The organism is Hydrogenophaga sp., from assembly GCF_022844385.1.
Lineage (GTDB): Bacteria > Pseudomonadota > Gammaproteobacteria > Burkholderiales > Burkholderiaceae_C > Hydrogenophaga.
In genome coordinates this window covers 1-16,255 of sequence record NZ_JALHLX010000019.1, presented here as the reverse complement: position 1 = coordinate 16,255, position 16,255 = coordinate 1, and the positions used below count along the sequence as shown (strand labels likewise).

Below are 16,255 nucleotides of genomic sequence, written 5' to 3'. Positions count from 1 at the left end.
AGATCAGGTGGGCTGGAGCAGCTCGAACAGCGTTCGTGCGATCACCTGGGTGGCGCGTCGCAGGTCTTCAAGCACCAAGTGCTCGTCAGCGCGTTTGGCGTTCGATTCGCGCACCGTGCGCGGCCCTGCGCCGTAGATAACGCCCGGAATGCCGTGCTCGCCGTAGATGCGCACGTCGGTGTAGAGCGGCGTGCCCACGGCGGGAATGGCTTCGCCGAAGACGGCCTGGCCGTGCTTCTGGATCGCATCGACCAGAGGTTTGTTGCCTGGCAGGGGCTTGAGTGCGCGCGCCAGCAGGATGCGTTTCACATCCACACCGATGGCACGGCCGCCGCGCGGTGGCTTGAAGCTGGCCGCGGCCTGCTCGATGGTGTGGCGAAGGGACGCTTCCACCTCCGCCGGATCTTCCTCGGGGATCATGCGGCGGTCGACCTTGAGCACCACCTTGCCCGGGATCACGTTGGTGTTGGTGCCGCCGCTGATCTGGCCCACGTTGAGGTAGGGGTGGGTGATGCCTTCAACGCTGGAGCTGATCTTCAGGTAGTCGGTGTTGAGCGCGTAGAGCGCGTTGAGGATGTGCGTGGCACCCTGCAGTGCGTCGGTGCCGCTGTCGGGAATGGCGGCGTGTGCCATGTCGCCGTGCACCGTCACCTCGAGTTGCAGGCAGCCGTTGTGCGCCACCACCACCTGGTAGCTGAAGCCCGCCGCGATCATGAGGTCGGGCTTGGTCAGGCCTTTCTTCAGCAGCCAGTCGGGGCCGACCTCGCCGCCGTACTCCTCGTCGTAGGTCACGTGCAGTTCCACGCCGCCAGCGAGCCTGGCATTCAGCGATGCACTCACGGATTCCAGCGCCCGGATGGCGAATGTGAAGCTGGCGATGTCGCACTTGCTCACCGCCGTGGCGCGGCCGTACATCTTGCCGTCCGCGATCTCGCCGCCGTAGGGGTCGTGTGTCCAGCCTTCGCCGGGCGGCACCACGTCGCCGTGGGCGTTCAGCGCAATGGTCTTGCCCGCGCCGTAGGGCCGGCGCACGATCAGGTTGGTGATGCTTTGCAGTCCTGCAGCCTCCACCTCGGCGGTCGGCACGGCGTGTTTTTCCGCGCTCAGGCCCATGGCCTCCAGCAGTTCGGCGGTGCGTTCGGCGTGCGGCGCGTTGTTGCCGGGCGGTGTGTCGGTGGGCACGCGCACGAGTTCTTGCAGGAAGCGCACTTCCTCGTCGAAGTGGGCGTCGATCCAGGCATCCAGTTGTTGTTCGGTGGTCATGGGGTTCAGTTCTTGTGTTCGGAGGCGAGTTGGTCGAGCAAGTGCGAGAAGGCGTTGACGCACAGATCGATGTCGTCGCTGGTGGTGGATTCCAGCGGGTTGTGGCTGATGCCGCTGTTGAGGCCGCGCACAAACAGCATGGCTTGCGGCATGACCTCGTGCAGCTTCATGGCATCGTGGCCCGCGCCGCTGGGCATGCAGTGCAGCGGCACACCCAGGGCGTTCACGGCCTTCTCCCAACGGGCCTGCCATGCGGGTTCGCTCGGTGCAGCGGCTGCGCGCATGGTTTCCTCCAGCGTGAGGCCGATGCCGCGCCGCTCGCAGATGGCGCGCAGCTGCGCGAGCACGTCGCGCTCCAGTGCGTCACGTTGCGCGTTGCCGGGTGCGCGCAAATCCAGCGAAAAGCGGCAACGGCCGGGCACCACGTTGATCGAGCCGCCTGGCACCTGCAGCATGCCGATGGTGGCCACCGAATCGCCGTCGGCGCTGGCGCGCTGCTCTGCGTAGAGCGCGAGCTCGGCCACTGCGCTGGCGGCATCACGCCGGCGGTTCATGGGTGTGGTGCCGGCGTGGCTGGCCATGCCGATGGCCTCGCACTGGTACCGCACGCTGGCGTTGATGGAGGTGACCACACCCAGCGGCAGGTCCATCTCGTTGAGCACCGGACCTTGTTCGATGTGCACCTCGACAAAGCCGAGGTACTTCGATGGATCGCGTTTCAAAGTGCCGATGGCCTCCAGCGTGGCCGGCAGGCCGGCGTGCTGCATGGCTGCGCGCATGGTCACACCGTCGGCGTCCTGCTGGTCGAGCCAGGCCGGGTTGAAGTGGCCGGTGAGCGCGCCCGAGCCCAGGAAGGTGGCTTTGTAGCGCTGGCCTTCCTCTTCGGCAAAGCCCACCACCTCGACGGCGAACGGCAGGCGTTTGCCCGCCGCATGGAGCTGCTTCACGCAGGCCATGGGCACGAAGATGCCCAGACGACCGTCGTACTTGCCGCCGTTGCGCACGGTGTCGAAATGACTTCCGGTCAGCAGTGCCTTCACTCCCTCTCCCGCCTGCGGGAGAGGGCTGGGGTGAGGGCTTGCCTCGTACACACCCACCACGTTGCCCACCGCATCAATGCTTACCTCATCAAACCCGCATTCCTTCATGCGCGCCACCAGATCGGCGGCACAAGCGCGGTGTGCATCCGTCAGGTAGGTCACGGTGAGTTCACCGCGTTCGGCAAACTCGGGATCGCTGTGACGCGCCAGGTCCTCGTGCCAGTCCCACACCTCGTTGCCGACCGCCGGTGTGAAGCCGAATTTGTCGTTCAGGCGGATCTCGGCGATGCGGTGGATGTTGCGCAGGCACTCGGCGCGCTCGAAGTCCACCGGGTTGCCCAGACGGCGTTCAACGGTGGCGATGATCTCGCGCTTGGACAGGCCCGTGCCGCGCGGTCCGCGCACCGCGAGGATGAACGGAAAGCCGAACTTCGCGATGTATTGCGCATTGAGCTGCTGGATATGGGCCAGTTCCTCGGACGTGCAGTTCGTGAGGCCCGCCTTCTGCTGCTCGTTGGTCGATTCGGCTGTGAGCGACTGGCTCTCCATGGCCTTGCCGGCGAGCTCGGGGTGGGCGCGGATGAGTGCGAGCTGAGCGTCCACTGTCGCGTTGGCGAGCACGGTCACCATGGCGTGTTTGAGCGCGGCCAGCGATGCAAACGGCCGCTGTCCAAGGGCCTGCTCGGCGATCCACGGTGAATGCTCATAAAGGCCGTCGAGCAGGCGCAGCGCCTCGGCGGGCAGAGCGCTGTTGAGTTGTTGCAGGGTGGTGGTCATGGCTCAAGCCGGTGCCGGGTGGTGTTGCCGCCAGTGGCGGGCGATGTCGATGCGCCTCGCGACCCACACGTGGTCGTGCTGCGCGATGTGGTCCAGGAAACGCTGCAGCGCGGTGATGCGCCCGGGCCGTCCGAGCAGGCGGCAGTGCATGCCGATGCTCATCATCTTCGGGCGGTCCATGCCGGCCGGGTCGCCCTCCTTGTAGAGAACGTCGAAGCTGTCCTTGAGGTACTGGAAAAACGGGTCGGCGTGCGAGTAACCCTGCGGCAGCGCAAAGCGCATGTCGTTGCAGTCCAGCGTGTAGGGCACGATGAGCTGGTGGGCGTCGCTGCCGTCGGTCTTATGCACCTTCATCCAGAACGGCAGGTCGTCGCCGTAGTAGTCGCTGTCGTATTCGAAGCCGCCGAAGTCGGCCACGAGGCGGCGCGTGTTGGGGCTGTCGCGCCCGGTGTACCAGCCCAGTGGCCGGCTGCCGGTGAGCGCTTGCATGATCTGCATGGCCTGCACCATGTGAGCCCGTTCAGTCGCCTCGTCCACGTTCTGGTAGTGGATCCACTTGAGGCCGTGGCAGGCGAATTCGTGACCGAGTTCTTTCAGCGCAGCGGTCACGTCGGGGCAGCGTTGCAGTGCGGTGGCCACGCCAAAGACGGTGAGCGGCAGACCGCGCTGCTCGAATTCGCGCAGGATGCGCCATACGCCCGCACGCGAGCCGTATTCGTAGATACCCTCCATGCTGATGTGCCGCGCGGGGTAGGCCGCCGGGTTGAACATCTCGGAGAGGAATTGCTCGGACGCATCGTCACCGTGCAGCACGCTGTTCTCGCCGCCTTCCTCGTAGTTCAGCACGAACTGAACGGCGATGCGTGCGCCATGGGGCCAGCGGGCGTGGGGCACATCGCGGCCGTATCCGGCCAGGTCGCGGGGGTAGGGCAGGGTGGTGTCGTAGGTCATGAAAGCGCGATCGAAATGTCGTTGATGGGCAGCTTGCGATCGAAGGTCAGGTTTTCTTCAACGTGCTGCAGGTGCTCGGTCATCAGGCGCACGGCCAGTTCTTCGTCGCGCGCCGCCAGGGCTTTGACGATGTCGGCGTGTTCGTCGTGCGAGTGCGCGGCGGCCTGGTTGGTCTGGTACATGAGCGTGATCAGCGCACAACGCGAAATGAGGTCGCGCAGCAGCTCGGCCAGAACTTTGTTGCCCATGAGCTCGGCCATGCGCACGTGAAAGTCGCCCAACAACTCGGTGCGCCCGGCCACGTCTTCGTTGTTCACGGCCTGCTTCTCTTGCGCCACGTGTTCCCGCAGCGCTTTGATGCGCGCGGGGGTCACGGTTTGCACGAAGGCGCGCGTCATTTCCGCTTCCAGCATGCGGCGCACCGCAAAAACCTGCTGCGCTTCTTCCACCGAGGGCGCAGCCACAAAAGCCCCGCGCGCGGGCTCCAGGCGGATCAGCCGGTTCTGCGACAACTGGAACAGCGCCTGGCGCACCAGGGTGCGCGAGACCCCGAAGTGATCGGCCAACTTTTGCTCGGCCAGCTTGGTGCCGGGATTCAGTCGGTGCTCGACGATGGCGCGCGTGAGCGACTCGACGATGTGCAGGGTGCTGGAGGTTTCCATGGATTCATCATAGCCAGAAAACCGGAAAAGTGTATACACTTTCAGTCGACTGATCATCACCGGAGAGACCACCATGGGCTTGAGTACACACGTTCTGGACACCATGCACGGCTGCCCCGCCGCCGGCATGCAGGTGGAGCTGCACACCACACAGGGCGAGCAGGCCACGCTGGTCAAACGCTTCACGCTCAACGCCGATGGCCGCAACCCGGATGGGCCGTTGTACGACAACGCGAGCCTGAAGGTGGGCACCTACCGGCTGGTGTTTGATGTGAAGGGTTATTTCGCAGCGCGAGGGGTTGTTCTGCCCGAGCCGAATTTCCTCAACCGGGTGTCGCTGGATTTCGGCGTGGCACACGCCGACCAGCACTACCACGTGCCCCTGCTGGTGAGCCCGTGGAGTTATTCCACCTACCGGGGAAGTTGAACGCCTCAAAGAAGAAACCCGCCTTTTGGCGGGTTTCCTTCATTTGCTGCGCTGGCCTTCTGTCAGCGTGTCGAGCTGGAAATTGCCGCTCTTGTCCCAGAGCCAGACGTCGGTGTAGGTCACGCCGCCCATGCGCACGGGCGCCGGGAATGGTGCTGCGGCCCTGACGGTGCGTTCGATCTCGCGCATCACGTCCGGCACGTGGCTCGGCGCGCGCATCCAGCTCACGTTGCGCACATGGCCGCGGTTGTCCACCTCGACCTGCAGCACACCGACCGCATGCATCAGCGGGGGCAGCTGACCCTTGTAAATGCGGTGGCCGTTGCGTTCGTAAATGTGCCGAGCGCCGTCCTTGCGGTAGTCCAGGGGCGACACAGCGTGCGAGATGAACTCGGGCGGGGGCAATTGCGAGACCGGTGGTGGCGCGGGGGCGGGTGCCGGTGGGGGAGGTGGTGCGGGCGGCGGAGGGGGTGGAGGCGGGGTAGCGCACGAAGCCAGCAGGGCTGCCGTCAGCACGCCGATCCAGGCCCAGGAGGTTCGGCCGCGGCGGGTGACGGGAGCAGGTTCATCGGGCCGGGCAGCTGGGTGCGGTGCGGATTCAATGTCTCTCATGTGGGCAAACCTGTTGGAACTGATCGGGCCCGGTCTCGCATGGATCGCGCATATGAACGGGTGGATGGCGTGTATTGTGGATCGGCTGTGGCGTTTCGCACAGTAAGGTCGATACTGGTCCGTTCGGTTCCCGTTTACGTCTCCATACACATTCTTTGACTTCGACGCCACACATGCCCGGCGAGCTTGAAACCTTTCTGCTGAATCTGGCGCAGGCACCTGCGGTGCTCATCACCGTTGAGCACACGCGCGGCTCCGTTCCTCGCGAACCGGGTGCATGGATGGCGGTCTTTGCCGACACGACACGCGGCGAAGTGGGCACGATCGGCGGCGGCCAGTTGGAGTGGAAAGCAACACAACAGGCCCGCGAAGCCTTGGCGCGCAGGGCCTTGCGACCGGAAGATGTGCCAGCCGAATGGCGCGAAAGCATCACGCTCGGGCCGAGTCTGGGTCAATGTTGTGGTGGTGCGCTGGTGCTGCGCTTTGAGTGGGTGGACGCCTCGCACGTGGCGCAGCTGCGCGATCGCTTGCGGCCATCGCACACACCGCTGGCGCTGTTCGGCGGCGGCCATGTGGGGCGCGCCATCGTGCAGGCGCTCGCCCCCCTGCCGTTCGACGTGATGTGGATCGACAGCCGCGACGGTGTGTTTCCACCGAGCTTGCCGCCCGAAGTGCGCACCGAACATTCCGACCCGGTGCAAGCGGCCGTGCGCGATGTGCCTCCCGGGGCTTGCGTGCTGGTCATGAGCTTTTCGCACGCCGAAGACCTGGACGTGGTGGCCGCCTGCCTGCAGCGCCAGCGCGAGCGCAACGACCTGGCGTTCATCGGCCTGATCGGCAGCCGCACCAAGTGGGCCACCTTTGGCCGTCGCCTCGCCGAGCGCGGTTTCGCCGCCTCGGAGCTGGCCCGCGTGACCTGCCCGATCGGCTTGCCTGGCATCGAGAGCAAAGTGCCGGCGGTGATCGCAGCGTCGGTCGTGGCTCAGTTGTTGCTAGCGGTGAGTGTCACTGAAGCCGCAGCTGTCGCAGCTTGATTGTGCTCAATATGTGTATACACTTTGCCGATTCGCAAGCTCTGACCTTGCTGTGAGACGCCATGGAAACCTACCTGCTCGACTGGGCCAACCTGCTGCTGCGCTGGCTGCACGTGATCGTGGCGATTGCCTGGATCGGCTCGTCTTTCTACTTCGTCTTTCTCGACAGCAGCCTCACGCCGCCTGAGGATGAGCAGCTCAAAAAAGACGGCGTCAGCGGTGAACTCTGGGCCGTGCACGGCGGCGGCTTCTACCACCCGGTGAAGTTCGCGGTGTCGCCGCCCAAACTGCCGGAGCACCTGCACTGGTTTTACTGGGAGAGCTATTCCACCTGGCTCTCGGGCTTTGCGCTGTTCCTCATTTCGTACCTGTGGAGCCCCAGCGTCTACCTGATCGATCCCAACGTGTTCGTGTGGAGCCCGGCCGCCGCGATCGCGGGCGCGCTGGCCTTCCTGGTGGTGTTCTGGCTGCTCTACGACGCCATTTGCCGCACGCTGGGCCAGAGCGAGAACGGCGACGCCAAGGTGGGCGCGCTGGTGCTGGTGCTGGTGTGCGTGGCGGCCTGGCTGGCCACACAGTTGTTCGCCGGGCGCGCGGCCTTCCTGCTGGTGGGCGCGATGATCGCCACCGCCATGAGTGCCAACGTGTTCTTCTGGATCATCCCGGGCCAGCGCACCGTGGTGGCCGACATCAAGGCGGGTCGCCCGGTGGACCCGATCCACGGCAAACGCGGCAAGCAGCGCAGCGTGCACAACACCTACTTCACCTTGCCGGTGTTGTTTGCCATGCTGAGCAACCACTACAGCTTCACCTACAACCATCCGCAGAACTGGCTGATCCTGATCGGCATGATGTTCGCGGGCGCGGCGATCCGCCAGTTCTTCGTCATGCGCCACGGCTTCAAGCTCGGGCGCAATGCGCACCCCTGGCCGTACGCTGCTGCGGGTGTTGTGGTGCTGCTGGCGCTCATCGTCTGGCTCAGGCCCGCGCCGGTGCAGGCGGTGGCCGTGCCTGACGTGGTCAGCTACGCACAACTCAAAACCGTGATCGAGCAGCGTTGTGTGATGTGCCATGGTGAGGCCCTGCAGTCGAAAAACGTGCGGCTCGACTCGCCCGAGGCGCTCAAGCAGCATGCGCAGACGGTGTACCAGCAGGTGGTGGTCACGAAGCTGATGCCCATGAACAACGCGACCGGTCTCACCGAAGAAGAGCGCGCCCTGTTCGCCCAGTGGTTCAAGGGGGGCTCTCGGGTGGACTGACGCATGGTCGGTGTGCATCGGGGGAAATGGCATCTGCGGTAACCTCAAACCCGATCTCACCAACCCACCGCACCCACCATGAAAACGAAAGCCGCCGTCGCCTGGAAAGCAGGCCAGCCCCTCACCATTGAAACCGTGGACCTGGAAGGCCCGAAGTTCGGTGAAGTGCTGGTGGAGATCAAGGCCACCGGCATCTGCCACACCGATTACTACACGCTCTCGGGCGCCGATCCCGAAGGGATCTTTCCTGCGATCCTGGGCCATGAAGGCGCGGGCATCGTGGTCGATGTCGGCCCCGGCGTGACCTCGCTCAAGAAGGGCGACCACGTCATCCCGCTCTACACGCCCGAGTGCCGCCAGTGCAAGTTCTGCCTGAGCCGCAAGACCAACTTGTGCCAGCTGATCCGCGGCACGCAGGGCAAGGGCCTCATGCCCGACGCCACCAGCCGCTTCAGCCTGGACGGCCAGCCCATCTTTCATTACATGGGCACCAGCACCTTCAGCAACTACACCGTGGCGCCGGAGATTTCGCTGGCCAAGATCCGCGAAGACGCTCCGTTCGACAAGGTCTGCTACATCGGCTGCGGCGTTACGACCGGCATCGGCGCGGTGATCTTCTCGGCCAAGGTGGAGGCGGGTGCCAACGTGGTTGTGTTTGGCCTGGGCGGCATTGGCCTGAACGTGATCCAGGGCGCAAAGATGGTGGGCGCCGACAAGATCATCGGTGTGGACCTGAACCCCGCGCGCGAAGCCATGGCGCGCAAGTTCGGCATGACGCACTTCATCAACCCCAAGGAAGTGCCGAACGTGGTGGACGCCATCGTCCAGCTCACCGATGGCGGCGCCGACTACAGCTTCGAGTGCATCGGCAACACCAAGGTCATGCGCGACGCGCTGGAGTGCACGCACAAAGGTTGGGGCCGCAGCATCATCATCGGCGTGGCCGAAGCTGGTGCCGAGATCAGCACGCGCCCGTTCCAGCTGGTCACCGGCCGCAAATGGGAAGGTTCGGCCTTCGGTGGCGCCCGCGGCCGCACCGACGTGCCCAAGATCGTCGACTGGTACATGGAAGGCAAGATCAACATCGACGACCTGATCACGCACAAGCTGCGCCTGGACCAGATCAACGAGGGCTTCGATTTGATGAAGCGCGGTGAATCGATTCGCGCTGTCGTGGAGTTCTGATGGGCATCGAGACACTCAGCGAGCACCGCTGCTTCGGCGGCGTGCAGGGCTTCTACCGGCACGACTCCGCCGAGATCGGCCTGCCGATGAAGTTCGGCGTGTACCTGCCGCCGCAGGCCGCGCAAGGCCCGGTGCCGGTGCTGTTCTTTCTGGCAGGGCTGACCTGCAACGAGGAAACCTTTGCCATCAAGGCCGGCGCCCAGCGATACGCGGCCGAACTGGGCCTGGCCATCGTCACCCCCGACACCAGCCCGCGCGATACCGGCATCGAGGGCGCCGACGCGTCCTGGGATTTCGGTCACGGTGCTGGTTTTTACCTGGACGCGACCCAGGAACCTTGGGCCAAACACTTCCGCATGGAAAGCTGGATCACCAAGGAATTGCACGACTTGGTGCTGTCAAATTTTTCGACACGGCCCGATCGGGTAGGTATTTGTGGCCATTCCATGGGTGGCCATGGCGCTCTGACGCTCGCGCTGCGCCACCCCGGTCTCTACCAGAGCGTGTCCGCCATCGCGCCTATCTGCGCGCCCAGCCAGTGCCCGTGGGGAGAGAAGGCATTCGCCGGTTACTTGGGGCTGGGCCGTGCGGTTTGGGCCGAACACGACGCTGTGGAACTGATCAAAAGCGGTCCGCCTTTGCCGCCGTTGCTGGTTGATCAGGGGCTGGCGGACAAGTTTCTGGCAGATCAATTGCATCTGCATTTGCTGGAGCAGGCTTGTGCCGATGCTGGTCAACCGCTCGAATTGCATTGGCTTGAGGGTTTTGACCACGGCTATTACTTCATCGCGTCGGTGATTGAGCGACATTTGGTGAATCACGCCAGCCGATTGAGTTAGAAGAAGCTCGCACGATCAAAAAAGCCACCTGAAGGTGGCTTTTTTGATGTTTGAAATCAGATCACGCTTGCTTGCTTGCCACGAATTTTCGGGAAGCGCCAAGACCCAGCAGACCCAAGCCAAGCAGCGCAATAGAAGCAGGTTCCGGAACGTCATTCCCTCCACAGCCTGGGGCACCACGAACACAACCATCAATCTTGATTGACTCTCCGCTCAGGAATGCGTTGATATGGAGCATGCTGAAATCCCAATCTTCAGGATTTGTAACCACAATACTCCAACTGGCGCTCTCACCGATGGTGAAGCGATTAGAGTTATTCGGCTGGGGAAAATCAATTGACCAGTTAAACGTCTTGCCTGCGTTGGTAAAACCACCAGCGCTGTAACTCGCCACAATAGACGTGGTGGTGCTGAGGTCGGTGAACGTGCCGCCAGGACCAAGTAAGAACAACTCGTTGATAAACGCGTCGCTGTCTGGTGCAGAGACGAAATCAAGTGTGAATGTGGTCGCACCCGACGTCGTCATCGTCGCCATCACAGAGCCACCGTATCTAAAGTCAACCACAGCCGCATTCGATGCGCCCGCGACTGCCAGTGCAGCTACGGCTACCAATGTTTTCAGATTTTTCATGAGAGATCACCTAGAAGAGTTGACACGTACTTCATCAAGCACTTGTTGTGCCAGCAGCAATTGCTGTTGAATTTGTTCGTCTTTTTTTTGCTTGGTGGGGTAGGTGTCAGTTCTACCGACAAGTCAGTTACCTGAATTCGAAGGGCTTAAGACACGTAGCGCCACCCCGTGGAATATCCATGGCGACAATGGATGCCGACCGAGCGTTCACAACCTAAAGATGCCCCGCCAATACGACCTCATCGCCTTCGACTGGGACGGAACCCTGTTCGACTCCACCGCCCTGATCGCCCGCAGCATCCAGCTGGCCGTGACCGACGTGGGTGGCGCAATGCCCACCACCGAGGCCGCCAGCTACGTGATCGGCATGGGTCTCATGCAGGCACTGGCCCACGCCGCGCCCGATGTACCGCCTGAGAAATACCCGCAGCTGGGTGATCGGTACCGCCACCACTACACGGCGCGCCAGCACGACCTGAGTTTGTTCGAGGGCGTGCTGCCCCTGCTCGCTGAGTTGAAGGAACGCCAGCACCTGCTGACCGTGGCCACGGGCAAGAGCCGCCGGGGGCTGAACGAGGTGCTGCGCACGGTGGAGCTGGGCGGCTTGTTCGACGGGTCACGCACCGCTGACGAGACCGCCGGCAAGCCCCACCCGCTGATGCTCAACGAGCTGATGAGCGAGTTTGGCGTGCCGCCCGAGCGCACGCTCATGATCGGCGACACCACGCACGATCTGCAGATGGCGCTCAACGCCGGTTGCGCGAGCGTGGGCGTGAGCTACGGCGCGCACGAGCCCGACGCTTTCCATGAACTCAAGCCCTTGCATGTGGCGCATTCGGTGCGCGAACTGCACGACTGGCTCACCCAACACGCTTGAGGTCTCCATGACGCCACCCACCGACGATCCGGTCCACCCGCTGTGCAACAGCCGCGATCTGGTCGACGGGGGCAGGGCGGTCTCGTTCGATGTGAACTACGCGGGGCAGACCTGCCGGGCGTTTGCGGTGCGCTTTCAGGGCCAGCCACACGCCTACCTGAACCGCTGCTCGCACGTGGCGATGGAACTCGACTGGCAACCCGACCGCTTTTTTGACGACACCGGCCGCTGGTTGATGTGTGCCACGCATGGCGCGATGTACGAGCCCGCAACCGGCGAATGCCGGGGAGGGCCGTGCCGCGGTGGACTGTTCAAGATCGAACTGCTGGAGCTCGATGGGGTGATTCACTGGCGGTCACAATACCACCTCAAACCTCTTGAATTCTGAGAACACACGCACCATGAACGACGACATCCCGGGCTCGGCCAACTCTGTGGGCAACGACCGCAACAACGGGGTGGCCTGGGAGCGCGCCACGCTGGAAAAGCTGGTGTTCGCCACCATCCGCGAGCAGCAGGCCGCCCGCCGCTGGAAGATGTTCACCCGCTTCATGTGGCTGGCTCTCCTGGGTGCGATCGTCTGGTTTGTGTATTCCAGCGCCGAGGTCGGCACGTCCACCAGCACGCCGCACACGGCTGTGGTGGAAATCAAGGGCCCGATCGCGTCGGACTCCGAGGCCAGCGCCGAAAACATCGTGGCGGCTCTGCGTTCGGCCTTCGAGGACACGGGCGCCCAGGCGGTGGTGTTGCTGATCAACTCGCCAGGCGGCAGCCCGGTGCAGGCCGGCATCATCAACGACGAGATCACGCGCCTGAAGGGTCTGCACGACAAGAAGGTCTATGCGGTGGTCGAGGAAACCTGTGCGTCGGCGGCCTACTACATCGCGGCGGCGGCCGACAACATCTACGTGGACAAGGCCAGCCTGGTCGGCAGCATCGGCGTGCTCATGGACGGCTTTGGCTTCACCGGGTTGATGGAAAAGCTCGGCATCGAGCGGCGCCTCATGACCGCCGGTGACAACAAGGGCCTGCTCGATCCGTTCAGCCCGCAAGACGAGTCGCAGCGCCAGTTCATGCAGAACCTGTTGGCCGAGATCCACACGCAGTTCATCGAGGTGGTGAAAAAGGGCCGTGGCGACCGCCTGAAAGAAACGCCCGAGACCTTCAGCGGTCTGGTGTGGAACGGTCAGCAAGCGGTGGCGTTGGGCCTGGCCGACGGCCTGGGCAACCTCGACTACGTGGCGCGCGAAATCGTCAAGGCCGAAGAGCTGGTGGACTACACGCGCCGCGAAAACGTGGGACTGCGGTTGGCCAAACGTTTCGGTGCCAGCGTGGGCGAAGGCATGTTCCTCGCCGCCCGCGCCGCAGGCGTTCAGCTCCGGTAACCGTTGGGGTTGGCGCTCTGCCAGCGCCACGCATCGGCACACATGTCGTCCAGCGTGTGCAGTGCCTGCCAGCCCAGCAGGCGCAGCGCCAGAGCCGGGTCGGCCCAGCACTGCGCCACATCGCCGGCGCGGCGCGGTGCCACGCGGTAGGGCACCGGTTTGCCGCTGGCGGCTTCAAACGCCTTCACCACGTCGAGCACACTGTGGCCGCGGCCTGTGCCCAGGTTCACGGTGAAGCTCTCACCTTGCCTCAGCAACGTCTTGATGGCGGCCACATGCCCGGCGGCGAGGTCCTGCACATGGATGTAGTCGCGGACCCCGGTGCCGTCGGGCGTGGGGTAGTCGTCGCCGTACACATTGAGGTGCTCGCGCTGGCCCACGGCCACCTGCGCCACAAAGGGCATGAGGTTGTTGGGAATGCCGGCCGGGTCTTCGCCGATGAGCCCGCTGGGGTGTGCGCCCACCGGGTTGAAATACCGCAGCACGCCCACGCGCCACGCCGGGCTGGCGGTGCGCAGGGCCGAAAGCATGTCTTCGATCACCAGTTTGCTGTGGCCATACGGGTTGGTGTGGCTGCGCGGAAAGTTCTCGGTGATGGGCACGGTGGCCGGGTCGCCATAGACCGTGGCACTGCTGGAGAACACCAGCGTGGGTGCCGTGGCCGGGTTTTCCGTGTGCACGGTTTCCATGGCGCGCAGCAGGCTGACCGCGCCACCGATGTTGTTGTGAAAGTACTTGAGCGGCAGCGCCACGCTCTCACCCACCGCCTTGTCTCCTGCGAAATGCACCACGCCCACCGGTTGGTGGCGTCGCAGCACGTCTTCCAGCCAGGGCGTGTCGAGCACGTCGCCGCGCTCCAGCGCAATGTGCCGGCCGGTGATGGTGGCCAGGCGCTCCATGACCACCGGATGGCTGTTGGCAAAGTTGTCCAGAACGATGGGGTCGAAACCCGCCGCCACGAGAGCGACCGCCGTGTGGCTGCCGATGTAGCCGGCGCCGCCGGTGAGCAAAATCTTCATGCGGGGAGCCTCAGGGTTTCGCGGCGTCGGGCTGTCGGCCGTACTTGTCTTCCAGTCGAACGATGTCGTCTTCACCCAGATAGCTGCCCGACTGCACCTCGATCATTTCCAGCGCCAGCTTGCCGGGGTTGTGCAGGCGGTGCACCTCGCCGATGGGGATGTAGGTGGACTGGTTTTCCGACAACAGATAGGTCTCTGAGCCACGCGTGACCTCGGCCGTGCCCTTGACCACGATCCAGTGTTCGGCGCGGTGGTGGTGCTTCTGCAGACTGAGGCTGGCGCCGGGTTTGACGCCGATGCGTTTGACCTGAAAGCGCTCGCCCATGTCCACGCTGTCGTACCAGCCCCAGGGGCGGGCCACGCGGCGGTGCATGGCGGCTTGGGGTACCTGCAGACGGGCAAGGTGAGCCACCACGTCCTTGACCTGCTCCGCATGGTCGCGCTGGGCCACCAGCAGGGCGTCGGGCGTGTCGATGATCAGCAGGTCCTTGGTGCCCAGGGCCACCACGGTGCGGTGCGGTGCGTGGATGAAAGTGTTGCTCGCGTGCAGGGTGTGGCCCTGGCCCGTGATGCGGTTGCCGTCGTCGTCGGCCGGGCTGAGGTCGGCCACGGCGTTCCAGCTGCCCACATCGCTCCACTGGCCCTGGAAAGGCACCACCGCCACGTCGGCGTGGCGCTCCATCACGGCGTAGTCGATGCTTTGCGAGCGGCAGGCGAGAAAGGGCGCAGCCTCGGGCCGCACAAAGTCGATCTGGCCCACGGTGTCCTGCTTCGGGTGGGCCATGGCCTGGCGGCACGACTGCAGGATGTCGTCGGCGTGCTGGCCGAGCGCGGTCAACAAGGTGCTGGCGCGCACCAGGAAGATGCCGGCGTTCCACAACACGTTGCCCTGCAGCAGCAAGGCCTGTGCGGCGGCGGGCGCGGGTTTCTCGATGAAGCGCGCCACGCGGCGGCTGCCGTCAGCACGGGCGTCGCCTTGTTCGATGTAGCCATAGGCCGTGCTCGGGAAACTGGGCACCACACCAAAGGTGACGATGGCGCCGGCCTCGGCGGCCGGTACGCCCTGGCGGATGGTGTGGGCGAAAGCCTCGATGTCCGGGATGTGGTGGTCGGACGGGCAGAACAGCAGCAAGGGGTCGGCGTCCGCAGGGCTTGCAGCCAGCAAGGCGGCCAGCGCCATGGCCGCGGCCGTGTTGCGCGCCGCCGGCTCCAGCAACACCTGACCCGCCGCCCCTTGTGATTCCATCGCGTCGGCCACCAGAAAGCGGTGGTCTTCAGACGCCACGCACATGGGCGGGTTGCCGCACCAGGCCAGGCGCGCCAGCGTCAGCTGCAACAGGCTCTGGGTGCCCACCAGCGGCACGAACTGTTTGGGAAAGCTCTGGCGGCTCAATGGCCACAGGCGGGTGCCTGAGCCTCCGCAAAGAATGACGGGGGTGATGCTCATGGGCTGGCGTATTGGGGTTGGGCAGTGGGGGGCAACCCCCGGCGCGTTGACCGTGGCAGTGTAGCCCTTCGATGTGGTTTCATCCTGCGCCGTTAACATGCACGGTCGCATTACAGAACCATCACTCCAGACAGAGAGAGACCATGAAAATTCGCAAAGCTGTTTTTCCGGTGGGTGGCCTCGGCACCCGTTTCCTGCCTGCCACGAAAGCCATCCCCAAGGAAATGCTGCCGGTGGTGGACAAGCCGTTGATTCAATACGCCGTTGAAGAGGCTTACGCCGCCGGCATCCGCGAAATGATCTTCGTGACCGGGCGCCACAAGCGTGCCATTGAAGACCATTTCGACACCGCCTACGAGCTGGAGATGGAGCTCGAGGCGGCCGGCAAGTCGGCCCTGCTTGAGTTGGTGAACTCCATCAAACCCGACGACATGGACTGCGTTTACGTGCGCCAGCCCCGTGCGCTTGGCCTGGGGCACGCGGTGCTGTGCGCCGAGCGCCTCGTGGGTGACGAGCCGTTTGCTGTGCTGCTGGCCGACGATCTGATGTTGGGCGCGCGCCAGGCCGAGGGCGGCCCCACCGTGTTGCAACAGATGGTGCATGCCTACGAATCGAGCCCCGGTACGGTGCTGGCCGTGCAGGACGTGCCGCGCGCCGACACCCGTCGTTATGGCGTGGTCGACGTGCACGGCGTGAGCACTGCACTGGCCGAGGTGTTCGCCATGGTTGAAAAGCCCGCACCCGACGTGGCGCCGTCCACCTTGGCGGTGGCCGGGCGCTACGTGCTCACGCCGGCTGTGTTCGAGAGCATCCGCCGCCAGCCGCGCGGTGCGGGTGGCGAGATCCA

17 protein-coding genes are annotated in these 16,255 nt (G+C 64.4%); 9 read left to right on the top strand and 8 right to left on the bottom strand.

Going from position 1 to position 16,255, the window contains the following annotated elements; genetic code table 11:
• Positions 1-3: 3 nt before the first annotated feature.
• The 4 genes from Q0C59_RS06080 to Q0C59_RS06065 are packed head-to-tail and all read right to left on the bottom strand — an operon-like array spanning position 4 to position 4,693.
• Complete coding sequence (locus Q0C59_RS06080) at positions 4-1,263, bottom strand: M20/M25/M40 family metallo-hydrolase (RefSeq protein WP_291213085.1); 1,260 nt, start codon at positions 1,261-1,263, stop codon at positions 4-6.
• A gap of 5 nt (positions 1,264-1,268) precedes the next feature.
• Complete coding sequence (uraD, locus tag Q0C59_RS06075) at positions 1,269-3,080, bottom strand: 2-oxo-4-hydroxy-4-carboxy-5-ureidoimidazoline decarboxylase (protein ID WP_291213083.1); 1,812 nt, start codon at positions 3,078-3,080, stop codon at positions 1,269-1,271.
• 3 nt (positions 3,081-3,083) lie between these two features.
• Complete coding sequence (gene puuE, locus Q0C59_RS06070; RefSeq protein WP_291213080.1) at positions 3,084-4,031, bottom strand: allantoinase PuuE; 948 nt, start codon at positions 4,029-4,031, stop codon at positions 3,084-3,086.
• The gene (locus tag Q0C59_RS06065; RefSeq protein WP_291213077.1) at positions 4,028-4,693 is read right to left on the bottom strand and encodes a GntR family transcriptional regulator; all 666 of its coding nucleotides are present in this window, start codon (positions 4,691-4,693) and stop codon (positions 4,028-4,030) included. The genes puuE and Q0C59_RS06065 overlap by 4 nt, the downstream gene beginning before the upstream one ends.
• Positions 4,694-4,766: 73 nt before the next feature.
• Between Q0C59_RS06065 and uraH the strand changes: the two genes are divergently transcribed.
• A complete protein-coding gene (gene uraH, locus Q0C59_RS06060; protein ID WP_291213074.1) occupies positions 4,767-5,120 on the top strand; it encodes a hydroxyisourate hydrolase in 354 nt (117 codons plus the stop codon).
• 39 nt (positions 5,121-5,159) lie between these two features.
• Here uraH and Q0C59_RS19620 read toward each other — a convergent pair whose 3' ends face one another.
• Entirely contained in the window at positions 5,160-5,525 is a 366-nt protein-coding gene (locus tag Q0C59_RS19620; protein WP_366518810.1) for a hypothetical protein, read from the bottom strand.
• A gap of 380 nt (positions 5,526-5,905) precedes the next feature.
• Here Q0C59_RS19620 and xdhC point away from each other — a divergent pair, with 380 nt between their 5' ends.
• From xdhC to fghA, 4 genes are all read left to right on the top strand, one after another.
• Entirely contained in the window at positions 5,906-6,766 is an 861-nt protein-coding gene (gene xdhC / locus Q0C59_RS06050; protein ID WP_291213144.1) for a xanthine dehydrogenase accessory protein XdhC, read from the top strand.
• Positions 6,767-6,828: 62 nt separating this feature from the next.
• On the top strand, positions 6,829-8,025 hold the full coding sequence (locus tag Q0C59_RS06045) for a urate hydroxylase PuuD (protein WP_291213068.1): 1,197 nt from the start codon (positions 6,829-6,831) through the stop codon (positions 8,023-8,025).
• A 78-nt stretch (positions 8,026-8,103) separates the two neighbouring features.
• The gene (locus Q0C59_RS06040) at positions 8,104-9,210 is read left to right on the top strand and encodes an S-(hydroxymethyl)glutathione dehydrogenase/class III alcohol dehydrogenase (protein WP_069047155.1); all 1,107 of its coding nucleotides are present in this window, start codon (positions 8,104-8,106) and stop codon (positions 9,208-9,210) included.
• Positions 9,210-10,049: an S-formylglutathione hydrolase gene (fghA, locus tag Q0C59_RS06035; protein ID WP_291213063.1), complete on the top strand. Its 840-nt coding sequence runs from the start codon at positions 9,210-9,212 to the stop codon at positions 10,047-10,049. Before Q0C59_RS06040 ends, fghA begins: the two co-directional genes overlap by 1 nt.
• A gap of 61 nt (positions 10,050-10,110) precedes the next feature.
• On the opposite strand, the gene Q0C59_RS06030 is transcribed toward fghA, so the two are convergent.
• Positions 10,111-10,680 carry a PEP-CTERM sorting domain-containing protein gene (locus tag Q0C59_RS06030; RefSeq protein WP_291213061.1) on the bottom strand — a complete coding sequence of 190 codons (570 nt, stop codon included), beginning with the start codon at positions 10,678-10,680 and terminating at the stop codon, positions 10,111-10,113.
• Between the two features lie 220 nt (positions 10,681-10,900).
• Here Q0C59_RS06030 and Q0C59_RS06025 point away from each other — a divergent pair, with 220 nt between their 5' ends.
• Genes Q0C59_RS06025 through Q0C59_RS06015 form a run of 3 tightly spaced genes read left to right on the top strand, consistent with a single transcriptional unit; the run spans position 10,901 to position 12,942 of the window.
• Positions 10,901-11,557: an HAD family hydrolase gene (locus Q0C59_RS06025; protein ID WP_291213059.1), complete on the top strand. Its 657-nt coding sequence runs from the start codon at positions 10,901-10,903 to the stop codon at positions 11,555-11,557.
• A 7-nt stretch (positions 11,558-11,564) separates the two neighbouring features.
• Positions 11,565-11,945, top strand: coding sequence for a Rieske 2Fe-2S domain-containing protein (locus tag Q0C59_RS06020; protein ID WP_291213057.1), 381 nt, complete (start codon positions 11,565-11,567; stop codon positions 11,943-11,945).
• Positions 11,946-11,958: 13 nt separating this feature from the next.
• Complete coding sequence (locus Q0C59_RS06015) at positions 11,959-12,942, top strand: S49 family peptidase (protein ID WP_291213055.1); 984 nt, start codon at positions 11,959-11,961, stop codon at positions 12,940-12,942.
• Here the strand turns inward: Q0C59_RS06015 and galE are convergent.
• Positions 12,930-13,961: a UDP-glucose 4-epimerase GalE gene (galE, locus tag Q0C59_RS06010; protein ID WP_291213053.1), complete on the bottom strand. Its 1,032-nt coding sequence runs from the start codon at positions 13,959-13,961 to the stop codon at positions 12,930-12,932. The genes Q0C59_RS06015 and galE overlap by 13 nt on opposite strands.
• Positions 13,962-13,971: 10 nt before the next feature.
• Positions 13,972-15,408, bottom strand: a complete 1,437-nt coding sequence (locus Q0C59_RS06005; RefSeq protein ID WP_291213052.1) for a mannose-1-phosphate guanylyltransferase/mannose-6-phosphate isomerase — start codon at positions 15,406-15,408, stop codon at positions 13,972-13,974.
• A gap of 143 nt (positions 15,409-15,551) precedes the next feature.
• Between Q0C59_RS06005 and Q0C59_RS06000 the strand changes: the two genes are divergently transcribed.
• The coding region (locus tag Q0C59_RS06000; RefSeq protein ID WP_291213051.1) for a UTP--glucose-1-phosphate uridylyltransferase at positions 15,552-16,255 on the top strand (704 nt) is incomplete at its 3' end.

What these genes read in the sequence shown, in the direction of transcription:
- Q0C59_RS06080 (WP_291213085.1), bottom strand. Translation starts at nt 1,263, where the DNA reads ATGACCACCGAACAACAACTGGATGCCTGGATCGACGCCCACTTCGAC.
- uraD (WP_291213083.1), bottom strand. Translation starts at nt 3,080, where the DNA reads ATGACCACCACCCTGCAACAACTCAACAGCGCTCTGCCCGCCGAGGCG.
- puuE (WP_291213080.1), bottom strand. Translation starts at nt 4,031, where the DNA reads ATGACCTACGACACCACCCTGCCCTACCCCCGCGACCTGGCCGGATAC.
- Q0C59_RS06065 (WP_291213077.1), bottom strand. Translation starts at nt 4,693, where the DNA reads ATGGAAACCTCCAGCACCCTGCACATCGTCGAGTCGCTCACGCGCGCC.
- uraH (WP_291213074.1), top strand. Translation starts at nt 4,767, where the DNA reads ATGGGCTTGAGTACACACGTTCTGGACACCATGCACGGCTGCCCCGCC.
- xdhC (WP_291213144.1), top strand. Translation starts at nt 5,906, where the DNA reads ATGCCCGGCGAGCTTGAAACCTTTCTGCTGAATCTGGCGCAGGCACCT.
- Q0C59_RS06045 (WP_291213068.1), top strand. Translation starts at nt 6,829, where the DNA reads ATGGAAACCTACCTGCTCGACTGGGCCAACCTGCTGCTGCGCTGGCTG.
- Q0C59_RS06040 (WP_069047155.1), top strand. Translation starts at nt 8,104, where the DNA reads ATGAAAACGAAAGCCGCCGTCGCCTGGAAAGCAGGCCAGCCCCTCACC.
- fghA (WP_291213063.1), top strand. Translation starts at nt 9,210, where the DNA reads ATGGGCATCGAGACACTCAGCGAGCACCGCTGCTTCGGCGGCGTGCAG.
- Q0C59_RS06030 (WP_291213061.1), bottom strand. Translation starts at nt 10,680, where the DNA reads ATGAAAAATCTGAAAACATTGGTAGCCGTAGCTGCACTGGCAGTCGCG.
- Q0C59_RS06025 (WP_291213059.1), top strand. Translation starts at nt 10,901, where the DNA reads ATGCCCCGCCAATACGACCTCATCGCCTTCGACTGGGACGGAACCCTG.
- Q0C59_RS06020 (WP_291213057.1), top strand. Translation starts at nt 11,565, where the DNA reads ATGACGCCACCCACCGACGATCCGGTCCACCCGCTGTGCAACAGCCGC.
- Q0C59_RS06015 (WP_291213055.1), top strand. Translation starts at nt 11,959, where the DNA reads ATGAACGACGACATCCCGGGCTCGGCCAACTCTGTGGGCAACGACCGC.
- galE (WP_291213053.1), bottom strand. Translation starts at nt 13,961, where the DNA reads ATGAAGATTTTGCTCACCGGCGGCGCCGGCTACATCGGCAGCCACACG.
- Q0C59_RS06005 (WP_291213052.1), bottom strand. Translation starts at nt 15,408, where the DNA reads ATGAGCATCACCCCCGTCATTCTTTGCGGAGGCTCAGGCACCCGCCTG.